The sequence below is a fragment of the Pseudonocardia aurantiaca genome (assembly GCF_039526725.1).
In the GTDB taxonomy this organism is placed as follows: domain Bacteria; phylum Actinomycetota; class Actinomycetes; order Mycobacteriales; family Pseudonocardiaceae; genus Pseudonocardia; species Pseudonocardia aurantiaca.
The window spans coordinates 74872-89229 of the sequence record NZ_BAAAJG010000017.1 but is presented as its reverse complement, the minus strand read 5'-3'; the positions used below and the strand labels follow the sequence as shown (position 1 = coordinate 89229).

14 protein-coding genes are annotated in these 14358 nt (G+C 72.2%); 1 reads left to right on the top strand and 13 read right to left on the bottom strand.

Features of this window, described 5'->3' with window-relative positions:
* Positions 1-422: 422 nt before the first annotated feature.
* From tyrS to ABD143_RS26910, 13 genes are all read right to left on the bottom strand, one after another.
* On the bottom strand, positions 423-1694 hold the full coding sequence (gene tyrS / locus ABD143_RS26970; protein ID WP_343984167.1) for a tyrosine--tRNA ligase: 1272 nt from the start codon (positions 1692-1694) through the stop codon (positions 423-425).
* A gap of 34 nt (positions 1695-1728) precedes the next feature.
* Positions 1729-1932, bottom strand: a complete 204-nt coding sequence (locus ABD143_RS26965; RefSeq protein ID WP_343984165.1) for a hypothetical protein — start codon at positions 1930-1932, stop codon at positions 1729-1731.
* 87 nt (positions 1933-2019) lie between these two features.
* On the bottom strand, positions 2020-2688 hold the full coding sequence (locus ABD143_RS26960) for a DNA-3-methyladenine glycosylase (protein WP_343984163.1): 669 nt from the start codon (positions 2686-2688) through the stop codon (positions 2020-2022).
* A gap of 10 nt (positions 2689-2698) precedes the next feature.
* On the bottom strand, positions 2699-3952 hold the full coding sequence (locus ABD143_RS26955; RefSeq protein ID WP_343984161.1) for an aspartate aminotransferase type Ic: 1254 nt from the start codon (positions 3950-3952) through the stop codon (positions 2699-2701).
* The gene (gene argH / locus ABD143_RS26950; RefSeq protein ID WP_343984159.1) at positions 3949-5373 is read right to left on the bottom strand and encodes an argininosuccinate lyase; all 1425 of its coding nucleotides are present in this window, start codon (positions 5371-5373) and stop codon (positions 3949-3951) included. The genes ABD143_RS26955 and argH overlap by 4 nt, the downstream gene beginning before the upstream one ends.
* Positions 5373-6806 carry an argininosuccinate synthase gene (gene argG, locus ABD143_RS26945; protein WP_343984157.1) on the bottom strand — a complete coding sequence of 478 codons (1434 nt, stop codon included), beginning with the start codon at positions 6804-6806 and terminating at the stop codon, positions 5373-5375. The genes argH and argG overlap by 1 nt, the downstream gene beginning before the upstream one ends.
* Before the next feature lie 18 nt (positions 6807-6824).
* Positions 6825-7313, bottom strand: a complete 489-nt coding sequence (locus tag ABD143_RS26940; RefSeq protein WP_343984155.1) for an arginine repressor — start codon at positions 7311-7313, stop codon at positions 6825-6827.
* Between the two features lie 10 nt (positions 7314-7323).
* Positions 7324-8259: an ornithine carbamoyltransferase gene (gene argF / locus ABD143_RS26935; protein WP_343984153.1), complete on the bottom strand. Its 936-nt coding sequence runs from the start codon at positions 8257-8259 to the stop codon at positions 7324-7326.
* Positions 8252-9436 (bottom strand): acetylornithine transaminase, encoded by a 1185-nt coding sequence (locus ABD143_RS26930; RefSeq protein ID WP_343984152.1) that lies wholly within the window; start codon positions 9434-9436, stop codon positions 8252-8254. The genes argF and ABD143_RS26930 overlap by 8 nt, the downstream gene beginning before the upstream one ends.
* The gene (gene argB, locus ABD143_RS26925; protein ID WP_343984151.1) at positions 9433-10326 is read right to left on the bottom strand and encodes an acetylglutamate kinase; all 894 of its coding nucleotides are present in this window, start codon (positions 10324-10326) and stop codon (positions 9433-9435) included. Before argB ends, ABD143_RS26930 begins: the two co-directional genes overlap by 4 nt.
* The gene (gene argJ / locus ABD143_RS26920) at positions 10310-11470 is read right to left on the bottom strand and encodes a bifunctional glutamate N-acetyltransferase/amino-acid acetyltransferase ArgJ (protein WP_343984150.1); all 1161 of its coding nucleotides are present in this window, start codon (positions 11468-11470) and stop codon (positions 10310-10312) included. Before argJ ends, argB begins: the two co-directional genes overlap by 17 nt.
* Positions 11467-12486: an N-acetyl-gamma-glutamyl-phosphate reductase gene (argC, locus tag ABD143_RS26915; protein ID WP_343984149.1), complete on the bottom strand. Its 1020-nt coding sequence runs from the start codon at positions 12484-12486 to the stop codon at positions 11467-11469. The genes argJ and argC overlap by 4 nt, the downstream gene beginning before the upstream one ends.
* A 62-nt stretch (positions 12487-12548) precedes the next feature.
* A complete protein-coding gene (locus ABD143_RS26910; RefSeq protein ID WP_343984148.1) occupies positions 12549-13121 on the bottom strand; it encodes a DinB family protein in 573 nt (190 codons plus the stop codon).
* A 92-nt stretch (positions 13122-13213) separates the two neighbouring features.
* Here ABD143_RS26910 and ABD143_RS26905 point away from each other — a divergent pair, with 92 nt between their 5' ends.
* Positions 13214-14191, top strand: coding sequence for a helix-turn-helix transcriptional regulator (locus ABD143_RS26905; RefSeq protein WP_343984146.1), 978 nt, complete (start codon positions 13214-13216; stop codon positions 14189-14191).
* The last annotated feature ends 167 nt before the right edge of the window (positions 14192-14358 follow it).

The window sequence follows — 14358 nt, the reverse complement described above, 5'->3', positions numbered from 1 at the left end:
AACTGGCATAAAACCAATTCATGATAAAGCTCGACACACTGTTGAGTTCTCAAAAGACACCCGCACACCATCGCGGTCCTTGCGAACCTGCTCTGGGGCAACTTTCCAAGACTACGTGGTGCTGGACGCGGAGTCAACCTCCGCCAGACCCACATCCGGAAGGCTACACCGTGAGGTGTTCAGCCTTTCGGGGCGGCCGCCGTATCCGGGGGGCTGACTCTGGGCCGGAGGATCTCCGTCCCGGTCTGTCGTGCTGCCCGCCGTGGCGACGAGGAGAAAGTTACACACCCCCGTCGGAGGCCGTCAAATCGGGGGTCCCCTTTTGGGGTCTCCGCAGGTCAGGGGGCCCGGGAGCCGAAGTTCGGCTCCACGGGCCCGCAAGCCGCCGGGTGTCGCTTTGGTGTCTTCGTTGGTGGACGCCGTCAGCCGGCGCGCACGCCTGCAAGGTTGCGCTTGCCCCGCCGCACGACGGCCCATCCCCCGGGCAGCAGGTCCTGCCCTCCCAGCGTCCAGCCCTCGTCGGGGACCTTCGCGTTGTTGACGTACGCGCCACCCTCGGCGACCGTGCGCCGAGCGGCACCCCGGCTCTCCGCGAGGCCCGTGGCGAGCAGCAGGTCGATGATCGACGGCCGTTCACCGATTTGCACGGTCGCTGTCGGGACCTCGGCGAGAGCGGCCTCGATCGTGCCTGCGTCGAGCTCTCGCAGGTCACCGCGGCCGAACAGGGCCGCGCTGGCCGCGATCACCTGCTCTGTGTGGCGTCTTCCGTGCACCAGGGTGGTGAGCTCCTCTGCCAGCCGGCGCTGCGCGACACGAGCCTGCGGCCGTTCAGCGACGGCCGTCTCCAGCTCGTCGATCTCCTCGGGCGAGAGGAACGTGAAGAACCGCAGGTACCTGCCGACGTCGGCGTCCGGCGTGTTGAGGAAGTACTGGTACCAGGCGTACGGCGAGGTCATCTCCGGGTCGAGCCAGACGTTCCCGCCCCCCGTGGACTTGCCGAACTTCCGGCCCTCGCTGTCGGTGACCAGCGGCGTGGTGAGCGCGTGCACCGCCGCCCCGTCGGCCCGTCTGACGAGCTCGACGCCGCCGACGATGTTGCCCCACTGGTCGGAGCCGCCGACTTGCAGCCGACAGCCGTGCCGGCGGAACAGGTGCAGGTAGTCCTGGCTCTGCAGCAGCAGGTAGCTGAACTCGGTGTACGACATGCCCTCGCCTGCGAGCCTGCGCTTCACCGTCTCGCGGTTGAGCATGACGTTGACCGAGAAGTGCTTGCCGACGTCCCGGAGGAACTCCAGCGTCGTCTGCTCACCCGTCCAGTCCAGGTTGTTGACGATCAGTGCTCCGGTGGGCGTGTCATCGAAGTCGACGAACCGCTCGAGCTGCCCGCGGATCCGCGTCGCCCAGTCCCGCACCGTCTCGGCGCTGTTGAGCGACCGCTCGCCGACGTCCCGGGGGTCGCCGATCATCCCCGTGGCCCCGCCGGCCAGGACGATCGGCCGGGCTCCCGCCTGCTGGAACCGGCGGAGTGTGAGGAGCGGCACCAGGTTGCCTGCGTGGAGGCTGGGCGCGGTGGGATCGAAACCGCAATAGAGGGTGAGCACCCCGTCGGCGAGATCACGCCGCAACGCGTCCCGGTCGGTGCTCTGCGCGATCAGGCCGCGCCACTCCAGCTCGTCGAGGATGTCCGTTCCCACGACATCGATCCTCCTCCACGGCATCCAGGCCTTTTCAGTCGCCCAGGCGCGTCGCGACCTGGGCGGGGAGGGTGTCGAGCAACGCGCGGAGGCTGAGCACGCTGCCGAACGACAGCGCGGCACCCTGTTCCTCCGTGAGGTTCAGCACTCGCCCTTCCTGCCCTACCCGCAGAACCGGGTAGCCGGGCTGCTGCTCCAGGCCCGCGTTGGCCGTGCCCGGGATCGTGATCCATGCCACGACGCCGTCGTGGTCGAGCAGATCGAGCCGCTCCGCGCTGATCTCCGCGTAGAACCGGTCGCCGGCGAGGTCGAGGCAGCGCCGTCGTCACGAGCGGAGATCAGTGCCCAACCCCCTGCGTCCAGCTCCGGTCGCCGGGGCGCCGCGTCCCGGCCGGTACTGGGTCACCGCGGGCGACCCGTCCAGCCAGAACCGCCATGGCAGCTCGTGCGCGGCCGCGACGCCGACCCGGGGGCCGCGCCGGACCTGGGCCGGATCGACCGGTGGCGCGGCCAGCAGCCGCACCGGCGACGCCGGATCCGTCACGTCCACGCCGTTGTGCTCTCGCCTCAGCCCGAGCAGCGACGCGAGACGGGCGGGGCCCCTCGCGAGGTCCACGGAACGGCGGGCGCTCGGGCGCCGCGCGTGCGCCGACGCCAGGTCCGACACGACCTCGCCGGCGCGCAAAAGCACCGCGCCGGGCTCACCGTCGGACAGGCAGGTGATGTTGGCGCAGAAGTGCATCCCGTAGACGAAGTAGACGTACAGGTGGCCGGCCGGCCCGAACATCACGCCGTTGCGGGGTGTGCGCCCGCGGAAGCTGTGCGAGGCCGGGTCGTCCGCGCCGCGGTAGGCCTCCACCTCGACGAGCCGGACGGCGACAGTGCGCTCGGGCGTGTCGGCGGCGATGGTGCAGCCGAGCAGGCGCACGGCCGCGGTGAGCACGTCGTCGGCGAGCTCCCCGCGGCCGAGCATGCCGGCCGTCGTTCCCGTCATGTGGTGCTGGTCATGCGGCCCGCTCGGCAAGCGCGAGGCGGACGCACACGACCACCCCGGCCATCGCCTTCTCCACCTCCGGGAGCGGGGGGAACGTCGGCGCGAGCCGGATCGTGCGGTCCTGCGGGTCGTCGCCGTACGGGTGCGTGGCACCTGCCGGGGTCAGGGCCAGCCCGGCATCCTTCGCCAGCCGCACGATCCGCGCCGCCGTGCCGTCCGGCACCGTGAGGGTGACGAAGTACCCACCCGCGGGCTTCGACCACGACACGCCGGGCGTGTCGGCGAAGTCGCTGGTGAGCACCTCGTCGACCACCGCGAACTTGGGCGCGATGATCTCGCGGTGGCGGCGCATGTGATCGCGCAGGCCGTCGGCGTCGCGCAGGAACCGGACGTGCCGCAGGTGGTTGGTCTTGTCCGGGCCGATCGTGCGCTTGCCCGTCAGAGCGAGCCACCACGCCACGTTCGCGGCCGAGGAGCCGAGAAACGCAACTCCCGCACCGGCCAGTGTGATCTTCGACGTCGACCCGAAGACGAACGGGCGGTCCGGGTTCCCCGCCTCCGCGCTCAGCGCGAGGACGTCGGCGACCTCGGTCTCGTGCTCGGTGAGGTGATGCACGGCATAGGCGTTGTCCCAGAAGATCCGAAAGTCCGGCGCGGCGGCCGGGGTGGCGGCGAGCCTGCGGACCGTCTCGTCCGAGTACGTCGTGCCGTCCGGGTTCGAGTACTTCGGCACACACCAGATGCCCTTGACGGCCGGGTCGCGGACCAGCTCGTCGACGACGTCCATGTCCGGGCCGTCGGGCGTCATCGGCACGGGCACCAGGTCGACGCCGAGCCGCTCGCACAGCGCGAAGTGCCGGTCGTAGCCGGGGACGGGCGCGAGGAACACCACCCGCTCCTCGTCGACCCAGCGGCGATCGCCGCCCGGGAGGGGGCTGAGCAGCGCGTGCACGACGGTGTCGTGCATGAGCTCGAGGCTGGAGTTGCCGAACGCGACGAGCTGCTCGGCCGGCACCGCCAGGAACGGCGCGAACAGCCCGCGCAGCTCAGGTAGGCCCTGCAGGCCGGCGTAGTTGCGGGTGTCGGTGCCGTCGGCGGCGCGGTAGTCGGCGCCGGGAAGGCTCAGCATCGGCGTCGCCAGGTCGAGCTGCTCGGCCGAGGGCTTGCCCCGCGTGAGGTCGAGCCGCATGCCCTGGGCCTTGAGCTCCTCGTAGGCGGCGCGCGCGGACGCGAGGTCGGTGCCGATGTCAGCGGGCGAGGTCATGCAGATCCTCCGGTAGGGGAACCGAGGGCCACTCGCGCGGCGGTGACGGCGGCCCGCAGCTCGTCGAGCTGTTCGGCGACACGCTCCCCCGCCGTGCCTCCGCGCGCGGCCCGGGACGCGATCGAGCCTGCCACGGACAGGACCGAGCGGACGTCCGGGGTCAGCGCGGGGTGGACGGCGGCCAGCTCGGCGTCGGTCAGCCCCGCGAGTCCGACGCCGCGGGCCTCCGCCGCCCGCACGCACCCGCCCGCGGCCTCGTGCGCGACGCGGAACGGGACACCCTGGCGCACCAGCCACTCGGCCACGTCCGTGGCGAGGGTGAAGCCGGCCGGGGCCAGCTCGGCGAGCCGCTCGGTGTGGAACGTGAGGGTCGCCACCATCCCGGCGACCGCCGGGAGCAGCAGCTCCAGCTGCTCGGCGGAGTCGAACAGCGGCTCCTTGTCCTCCTGCAGGTCGCGGTTGTACGCGAGCGGGAGGCCCTTGAGTGTGGCCAGCAGGCCGGACAGGTTCCCGATCAGCCGCCCGGCCTTGCCGCGGGCCAGCTCCGCGACGTCGGGGTTCTTCTTCTGCGGCATGATCGAACTGCCGGTGGAGAAGGCGTCGTCGAGGGTGACGTAGGAGAACTCCGCCGTGGCCCAGAGGATCACCTCCTCGGCGATCCGCGAGAGGTCGACGGCGATCATCGCGAGCACGAAGGCGGCCTCGGCGGCGAAGTCACGTGCGGCGGTGCCGTCGATGGAGTTCGCCGCCGAGGAGTCGAAGCCCAGCTCCTTCGCGACGGCTTCGGGGTCGAGCCCGAGCGACGAGCCCGCCAGCGCTCCCGAACCGTACGGCGACACCGCGGCCCTGCGGTCCCAGTCGCGCAGCCGGTCGACGTCGCGCAGGAGCGCCTGCGCGTGCGCGGCGAGGTGGTGGGCGAGCAGCACCGGCTGGGCGTGCTGCAGGTGCGTGCGGCCGGGCATGGGCGCGCCGGGGTGCGCCTGCGCCTGCGCGACCAGCGCCTCGACGACGTCCAGCACGCCCGCGCCGACCCGGCGGGCCGCGTCGCGCAGCCACATCCGGAAGAGCGTTGCCACCTGGTCGTTACGGGACCGGCCGGCGCGGAGCTTGCCGCCCAGCTCCGGCCCGGCCCGCTCGATCAGACCCCGCTCGAGGGCGGAGTGCACGTCCTCGTCATCGGGCGCGGGCCCGAAGGCGCCCGACTCGACGTCGGCGGCGAGCTTGGCCAGCGCGTCGAGCATGCCGGCCAACTCGGCGTCGGTCAGCAGGCCCGCCCCGTGGAGCACGCGGGCGTGCGCCATCGAGCCGCGCAGGTCATAGGGCGCGAGGCGCCAGTCGAACTGCGTGGACTTCGACAACGCCGCCAGCGCGTCGGCGGGACCGGACGCGAACCGGCCACCCCACAACTGGGAGCCCGTCATCAGTCGTTACCCGCTTCCAGAGCGGCGGCGTCGAGGGACGTTCCGGAGTCGCGCTCACCGGTCTCGCCGGTCGCCGCGATCCGGTCGAAGCCGCCTGAAGGCAGCTCGCCGAAGAGGGTGCCGTGCTCGACGAGCACCGTCCCCTGCTCCTGCGGCTGCGCGGCGTAAGCCTCCAGTTTGGCGCGGGAGTCGGCGATGTCGAGGTTGCGCATGGTGAGCTGGCCGATCCGGTCGGTCGGCCCGAAGGCGGCGTTCTCGACCCGCTCCATGGAGAGCCGGTCGGGGTGGTAGGAGAAGCCGGACCCCTGGGTGCCGAGGATCGTGTAGTCGTCGCCGCGGCGCAGGCGCAGCGTGACGGTGCCGGTCACGAGCGAGGCGACCCAGCGCTGGACCGACTCGCGCACCATCAGAGCCTGCGGGTCCAGCCAGCGCCCCTCGTAGAGCAGCCGGCCCAGCTTGCGGCCCTCGTTGTGGTAGTTGGCGATTGTGTCCTCGTTGTGGATCGCGTTGAGCAGCCGCTCGTAGGCGGCGAAGAGCAGCGCCATCCCGGGCGCCTCGTAGATGCCGCGCGACTTCGCCTCGATGATGCGGTTCTCGATCTGGTCGGACATGCCGAGGCCGTGGCGCCCGCCGATCGCGTTGGCCTCCAAAACGAGAGCGACCTGGTCGGCGAAGCGCTTGCCGTTGATCGCCACCGGATACCCGGCCTCGAAGGTGACCGCGACGTCCTCGGTCCGGATCTCGACCGACGGGTCCCAGAACTTCACCCCCATGATCGGCTCGATCGTCTCCAGGGACACGTCGAGCTGCTCCAGCGTCTTGGCCTCGTGGGTCGCACCCCAGATGTTGGCGTCGGTGGAGTACGCCTTCTCGGCCGCGTCCCGATAGGGCAGCCCGTGGGCGGTGAGCCACCTGCTCATCTCGTCGCGTCCGCCCAGCTCCTGGACGAAGTCGGCGTCGAGCCACGGCTTGTAGATGCGCAGCTCGGGGTTGGCCAGCAGGCCGTAGCGGTAGAACCGCTCGATGTCGTTGCCCTTGAAGGTCGAGCCGTCGCCCCAGATATTGACGTCGTCGGCCTGCATCGCCCGGACCAGCAACGTCCCGGTGACAGCGCGGCCGAGCGGGGTGGTGTTGAAGTACGTCCGGCCCCCGGACCGGATGTGGAAGGCGCCGCACGCCAGCGCGGCCAGGCCCTCCCCGACCAGCTGCGGCCTGATGTCGAGCACGCGGGCGATCTCGGCGCCGTACTGCTTGGCGCGGGCGGGGACGCCGGAGATGTCCAGCTCGTCGTACTGGCCGAGGTCTGCGGTGTAGGTGCACGGGATCCCGCCCTTGTCGCGCATCCAGGCGACCGCCACGGAGGTGTCGAGGCCTCCGGAGAACGCGATGCCGATGCGCTCGCCCTTGGGGAGGGAGGTCAGGACCTTGCTCACAGGATGGTTGCTCCTTGGTCAGAGTTCGCGCAGGCGCGCGACGAGTTGGGCGCCGGTGAGGGGCTCGCGGGCGACCACCAGGAGGGTGTCGTCGCCGGCGATCGTGCCGACGACGTCGTGCAAGGCGGCGCGGTCCAGGGCGCTCGCCAGGTAGTGCGCTGCGCCGGGTGGCGTGCGCAGCACCGCCAGGTTCCCACTCGCGTCCGCGGACACCAGCAGCTCCCCCAGCAACCGGGCGAGGCGGGCCGTGCCGCCCTCGATGCCGCGCACGGGGCTGCCGTCGTCGGGGATCATGTAGACGGGCACTCCCCCGTCGGCCCCGCGCAGCTTCACCGCGCCCAGCTCGTCCAGGTCGCGGGAGAGTGTGGCCTGTGTCGTGCCGATGCCCTCGGCCTCCAGCAGCCCGAGCAGCTCGGTCTGGCTGTGCACCTGGCGGTGGGTGATCAGCTCGACGATCCGCGCCTGCCGCCCCGCGCGGGTGCGGCCCGCGCCCGAGACGGCCGTCATCGCCACTCATTCATGACAGCTCCAGCAACCATGTCAGAAGGGCCTTCTGCGCGTGGAGCCGGTTCTCGGCCTCGTCCCAGACGGCGCTCGCCGGGCCGTCGAGCACCTCGTCGGTGATCTCGTCGCCGCGGTGCGCGGGCAGGCAGTGCAGCACGATCGCGCCGGGCGCGGCCCGCTCCATGAGCGCCGCGTTGACCTGCAGCGGACGGAACGGGGCTTTCCTGTCGAGCCCGTCGCCTTCCTGGCCCATCGACACCCACGTGTCGGTGACGACGACGTCGACGCCGTCCACGGCCGCCTGCGGGTCAGCGATCAGCTCCACCCCGCCGCCCGTGTCGGACGCGCGGTTCTTCGCATCGCGGAGCACGGCCTCGTCCGGGAGGAAGCCCTCCGGCGCGCAGATGCGGACGTGTAGCCCCGCCGTGGCGCCGCCGAGCAGCAGCGAGTGGGCCATGTTGTTGGCGCCGTCGCCGAGGTAGGTGAGCGTGAGCCCGGACAGGCGGCCGAACCGCTCGCGCACCGTCTGCAGGTCGGCGAGCACCTGGCAGGGGTGGAACTGGTCGGTGAGCGCGTTGACCACCGGCACGGTCGCGGCGGCCGCCATCTCGTCGATGCGGGACTGGTCGCCGGTGCGCCACACGATCGCGTCGACGAACCGCGAGAGCACGCGGGCGGTGTCGCCGATCGTCTCCCCGCGCCCCAGCTGGCTCGCCTGGGCGTCGACGATCAGCGGGGTGCCGCCGAGCTGGCCGATGCCCACCTCGAACGAGATTCGCGTGCGGGTGGAGGGCTTGTCGAAGACCACGGCGACGGCCAGTGGCCCGTTATGGGGCCCGGCGAGCGGCCGGTGGGCGAACCGGTCGGCCTTCATCGCGTCGGCGAGGTCGAGGACGGCCTTTTGCTCGTCCGGGCTCAGATCGTCGTCGCGCAGGAGGTGCCTAACCATCAGCCCCCTCCCCGTCTGCACTGTCCAGGAACTTCGGGAGAGCGGAGAGGAACTCCCCCGCCTGCTCCTCGGTGAGCACGAGCGGCGGGACCAGCCGCACGCGGTCGGGCACGGCGTTGTTGACGAGGAACCCGCCCTCGCGCGCCGCCGCGGCGACGGCGGTGGAGACGGGCTTGGTGAGCCCGATGCCGATGAGCAGGCCGGCGCCGCTGACCTCGCGGACGAGCGGGTGGCGCAGCTCCTCGACGGCGGTGGCGATGTGCTTGCCGACGAGGTTCACGTGCTCCAGCACGCCCTGGTCGGCGATCGTGCGCAGCACGGCTAGCGCCGCCGCGGCGCAGACCGGGTTGCCGCCGAAGGTGGTGCCGTGCTGCCCCGGTTCGAGGAGGTCCCCGGCGGCGCCGAGGCCGATGCACGCGCCGATCGGCAGCCCGCCGCCGAGGCCCTTGGCGAGCGTCACAACGTCGGGGACGACGCCCGCCTGCTGGAACGCGAACCAAGAGCCGGTGCGGCCGATGCCGGTCTGCACCTCGTCGAGGACGAGCAGGGCGCCGCGGGCGGCCGTGATCTCGCGGGCGGCCTTCAGGTAGCCATCTGGCGGGTTGACCGCGCCGGCCTCGCCGAGGATCGGCTCCAGGAACACCGCGGCCGTGTCCGCGTCCACCGCCGCGTCGAGCGCGGCCGCGTCGCCGTAGGGCACGTGCGTGACGCCCGGCGTCATCGGCTCGAATGGCGTGCGCTTTGGCTGCTGGCCGGTGAGCGCGAGCGCGCCCATCGTGCGGCCGTGGAAGGCGTTCTCGGCCGCGATGATCTTCGGGCGGCCGGTCCGCCGGGCCATCTTGAACGCGGCCTCGTTGGCCTCCGCACCCGAGTTACCGAAGAGCACGCGGCCGGGCTGGTCGATCAGTTCAAGGAGCTTCTCGGCCAGGGCCAGCGCTGGCTCGGTGATGTAGAGGTTGCTCGTGTGGCCGAGCGTCGAGATCTGCTGCGTGACGGCCTCGATCACAGCCGGGTGCGCGTGACCCAGCGCGTTGACGGCGATGCCGCCGACCAGGTCCAGGTAGCGGCGGCCGTCGGCGTCCCAGACCTCGGCGCCGCTGCCGCGCACCAGCGCAAGCGGCGGGGTGCCGTAGTTGTCCATCATCGCGGCCTGCCACCGCGTCGTGAGCTCGCTCATGACGGCACCACCATCGTTCCGACTCCCTCGCTGGTGAAGACCTCGAGCAGCACCGAGTGCGGCACCCGCCCGTCGATCACGTGGGCCTGCGGCACCCCGCCGCGCACCGCGCGGAGGCAGGCCTCCATCTTCGGCGCCATCCCGCTCGCCAGGCCGGGCAGCATCGGCTCGAGCTCGTCGGCGGTGAGCGCGCTGATCACCGACTCCGGGTCGGGGTAGTTGGCGAAAAGCCCCTCGACGTCGGTGAGCACCACGAGCTTCGCCGCACCCAGGGCTGCGGCGAGCGCAGCGGCCGCGCTGTCGGCGTTGATGTTGTAGACGGTGCCGTCGACGTCCGGGGCGACGCCCGCGACCACCGGGATGCGCCCGGCCCGCACGATGTCCAGCACGGCGTCCGGGTTGACCTCGACGACGTCGCCGACGAGCCCGATGTCGACCGCCTCCCCGTTGACGAGCGCCGTTCGCTTCTCCGCCCTGAGCAGCTGCGCGTCCTCGCCCGACAGGCCCACGGCGTACGGGCCGTGCTGGTTGATCAGCCCGACCAGCTCGCGCCCGACCTGACCGACCAGCACCATCCGCACCACGTCGATCGTCTCGGGGGTGGTGACGCGCAGGCCGCCGCGGAACTCGCCGGGGAGCCCCAGCCGGTTGAGCATCGAGGTGATCTGCGGGCCCCCGCCGTGCACCACCACGGGATGGATGCCCGCAAGCCGCAGGAAGACCATGTCCTGGGCGAACGCCTGCTTGAGCTGGTCGTCGACCATCGCGTTGCCGCCGTACTTCACGACCACGATCTGGTCGTGGAAGCGCTGCAGCCACGGCAGCGCCTCGGCGAGGACGGCCGCCTTCGCTCCGGCCCGGCCCAGCCGCTCGTCAAGAGGAGTAGGCACTGTTCTCCTCGACGTAGGCGTGGGACAGGTCGGTGGTGAGGATGTCCGCGGTGCCGTCGCCGAGCCCGAGCGCGATCTCGACGAGGACGTCCTCGCCCTTGAGGTCCACGTCGTTGCGGTCGCCCGCCACTACCGCGCCGCGGCAGAGCAGCACGCCGTTGATCGTGACGTCCAGGCGGGCCGGGTCCACCGCGGCGTCCGAGTACCCGACGGCGGCGGCGACGCGACCCCAGTTCGGGTCCGAGCCGAAGAGCGCGGTCTTCACCAGGCTGTCCCGGGCGACGGTCCGGGCGACCGTCACGGCATCGTCCTCGGTGGCCGCGCCGGTGACGTGCACGGTGATCCGCTTGCTGACGCCCTCCGCGTCGGCCTGCATTTGGCGGGCCAGGTCGCGGCACACCTCCGTGACCGCGGCCGTGAACGCGTCCGGATCGGGGACGACGCCGGACGCACCCGAGGCGAGCAGGATCACGGTGTCGTTGGTGGACATCGAGCCGTCGATGTCGAGCCGGTCGAAGCTCACCCGCACGGCTGCGCGCAGCGCCGCGTCGAGAGCCGGTGCGTCGACCACGGCGTCGGTGGTGAGCACCGAGAGCATCGTGGCCATCGACGGCGCGATCATCCCCGCGCCCTTGGTGAGCCCACCGACGCTCCAGCCGGCAGGGTCGCGGTGCGCGGCCTCCTTCGCGACGGTGTCGGTGGTCATGATCGCGGTGGCCGCAGCGAGACCCGCCGCGGCGTCGGCGGCCAGCGCGTCGTACGCGGCGCTCACCCCGGCCAGCACGGTGTCGCGGGGCAACTGGGCGCCGATGAGCCCCGTGGAACAGACCGCCACGTCCACGGCGCCGCAGCCGAGCAGCTCTGCCGCCTTCTCCGCGGTCGCGTGGGTGGTCTGGAAGCCCTCGGGGCCCGTGCAGGCGTTGGCGCCGCCCGAGTTGAGCACGACCGCGCGCAGCCGTCCGCCGGTGAGCACCTGCTCCGACCAGAGGACGGGCGCGGCCTTCACCTTGTTGCGGGTGAACACACCGGCCGCGGCGTGCTGCGGGCCGTCGTTGACGACGAGGGCGAGGTCGGGGTTGCCGCTGGCTTTGATACCGGCGGCCACACCGGCAGCCCGGAAGCCCTGTGGGGTGGTCACACTCACGGAGCGACCCCCGTCATCGGGAGGCCGGTCGTCTCGGGCAGGCCCAGCGCGAGGTTCATGCACTGGATCGCGCCGCCCGCGGTGCCTTTGGTGAGGTTGTCGATCGCGGCGACCACGACCAGCCGCTTCGCGTCGGCGTCCACCGCCACCTGTACCAGCGCGGTGTTCGCGCCGAGCGTGGCCGCGGTGGTGGGCCAAGTGCCCTCGGGCAGCAGGTGCACGAACGGCTCGTCGGCGTAGGCCTTGGCGTAGGCCTCGGTGACCTCGGCCGTGGACGCGTCGGTGTGTGCAGAGCAGGAGGCGAGGATCCCCCGTGGGAGCGGGGCCAGCATGGGGGTGAAGCTCACCGACACCGGCGTGCCTGCGGCTGCGGAGAGGTTCTGCGCGATCTCCGGGGTGTGCCGGTGCACGCCGCCCACGCCGTACGCCGACAGGGAGCCCATCACCTCGGCCCCGAGCAGGTACGGCTTGGGCGACTTGCCCGCCCCGGACGTGCCGCTGACCGCCGTGACGACGACCTCCGGCTCCGCGAGGCCGGCAGCGAGCGCGGGGAACAGCGCGAGGCTGACGGCCGTCGGGTAGCAGCCAGGGACGGCCACCCGCTTGGCGCCGCGGAGCGCGTCACGCGCCCCGGGCAGCTCGGGGAGGCCGTAGGGCCAGTGGCCCGCGTGCTCACCGCCGTACCAGCGATCCCACGCGGCCGGGTCGGAGAGCCGGTGGTCGGCGCCGCAGTCGATCACGACGGTGTCGTCGCCGAGCTGAGCGGCGAGCTCCGCGGACCGCCCGTGCGGTAGCGCGAGGAAGACGACGTCGTGCCCGGCGAGGATCTCCGGCGTGGAGTCCTCCAGCACTCGGTCGGCGAGCGGGAGCAGGTGCGGCTGGTGCGTACCCAGCGGCGTCCCCGCGCTCCCCCCGGCCGTCAGGGCTCCGATCTCCACCTCGGGATGCGCGAGCAGGAGCCGGAGGATCTCTCCTCCGGCGTACCCGCTCGCGCCCGCAACCGCGATCCGCACCATACGTATGACTATGCATGACAGCGGAAATCAATGCAAGCGAGTGACGGCTAGCGCGGGCGCTGCTAGCCCATACTCTTCTGGCCGTCGAGCGACTCCCGGATGATATCGGCGTGGCCTGCGTGCTGGGCCGTCTCGGCGACGATGTGAAGGAACACCCGCCGCGCCGACCAGCGCGCACCGGCCTCGAACCAGGGCGCCTCGGGGAGCGGCTGGGAGGCGTCGAGGTCGGGGATGCCGGCCACCAGTTCGTCGGTGCGACGGGCCACTTCCGCGTACTCGGCGAGCACACCCTCCAGGGTCTCGTCGGGGAGCAGCCTGAACTTCGCCGACCACTCCTCGAGGACCTCCGGGGAGATCTCGCCATCCTGGCTCCAGTCCACCTCGCCGACGCCGGACTGCGGGCCGTCGAGAATGAAGTCGACCCAGCCCTTCTCAATGCCGGCGACGTGCTTGATCAGCCCGCCGAGGGTCAACTCGCTCGCCGTGGTGCGCAGCCGGGCCTCGTCGTCGGTCAGGCCCTGCACCGTGTGGCGGAGGAAGTACCGGTGCTTGCCCAGGGTCTCCAGCAGGTCGGCGCGCTCTCCGGTCACTGCAGTGGTCACGGGAGCCTCCGGGGTGGTGATCGTGCTGGTCATCGTGGGTCGTCCTTCTCTGTCGGCCGCTGTTGCGGAGTACGTTACGGACCCCAAGTGCCAGTTTCTGACCTCAATTCGACGAGAATCAGGGCATGGCGAACACGAGCTCGCGGACGCTGCGGCTGCTGTCGCTCCTCCAGACCCACCGCTACTGGCCGGGGCCCGAGCTGGCCGGGCGGCTCGAGGTGTCGGTGCGCACACTGCGCCGCGACATCGACCGGCTGCGCGAGCTGGGCTACCCCGTGGAGGCCAGCCGCGGCGTCGACGGCGGCTACCAGCTCGCCGCGGGCGCCGCGCTCCCGCCGCTGGTACTCGACGACGAGGAGGCCGTCGCGCTCGCCGTCGGGCTGCAGGCGGCGGCGCAGGGCGGAGTGGCGGGCATCGCCGAGGCGTCCGTGCGGGCGCTGGCCAAGGTCGTGCAGGTGATGCCGCCGCGGCTGCGCCGCCGGGTGGACGCGCTGCGGGCCATGACGGTGCCCGCGGGCTGGGGCAGCTCCGGCACGGGCGTCGACCCGGACGTGCTGACCGTGCTCGCGCAGGCGTGCCGGGACACCGAGCGGCTCGAGTTCGGCTACGCGGCGGCGAGCGGCGACCGCACGGAGCGGCACGTGGAGCCGCTGCGGCTCGTCTCGCTGGGCAGGCGGTGGTACCTCGTGGCCTACGACCTCATCCGGCACGACTGGCGCAGGTACCGCATCGACAGGATCGACCGCCCGCGCAGCACCGGGGCCCGGTTCCGTCCGCGGGAGCTGCCGGCCGAGGATGCCGCGGCGTTCGTGCGGGCCGGGGTGGACCAGAACCCGACGTGGCCTTCGGTCGAGGTGCGCGTGGACGCGCCCGTCGACGCCGTGCAGCGGCACGTGGGGCGCTGGGGAACCGCCGAGGACGCAGGCGACGGCGCGTGCGTGCTCCGGATGCGCGCCGACTCGCTGGACTGGCCAGCGATGCTGCTCGGCTCGCTGGGAGCCGACTTCGAGGTCGTGAGCCCGCCGGAGCTGCTGGTGCACGTCCGGAGGTGGGCGGACACGTTCACCAGGGCAAGCGGCCCGCCCACAACTCGCACGCCCTAATACAGCGACTCGCGCGGGAGGGCTTCGCCTCCCTCCCCGCGAGTCGCTGCGTGAGTGCGCGCGAGTCGCTGCCTGAGTGCGCGCGAGTCGCTGCCTGAGTGCGCGCGAGTCGCTGCCTGAGTGCGCGCGAGTCGCTGCCTGAGTGCGCGCGAGTTGCTGCCGGCGGT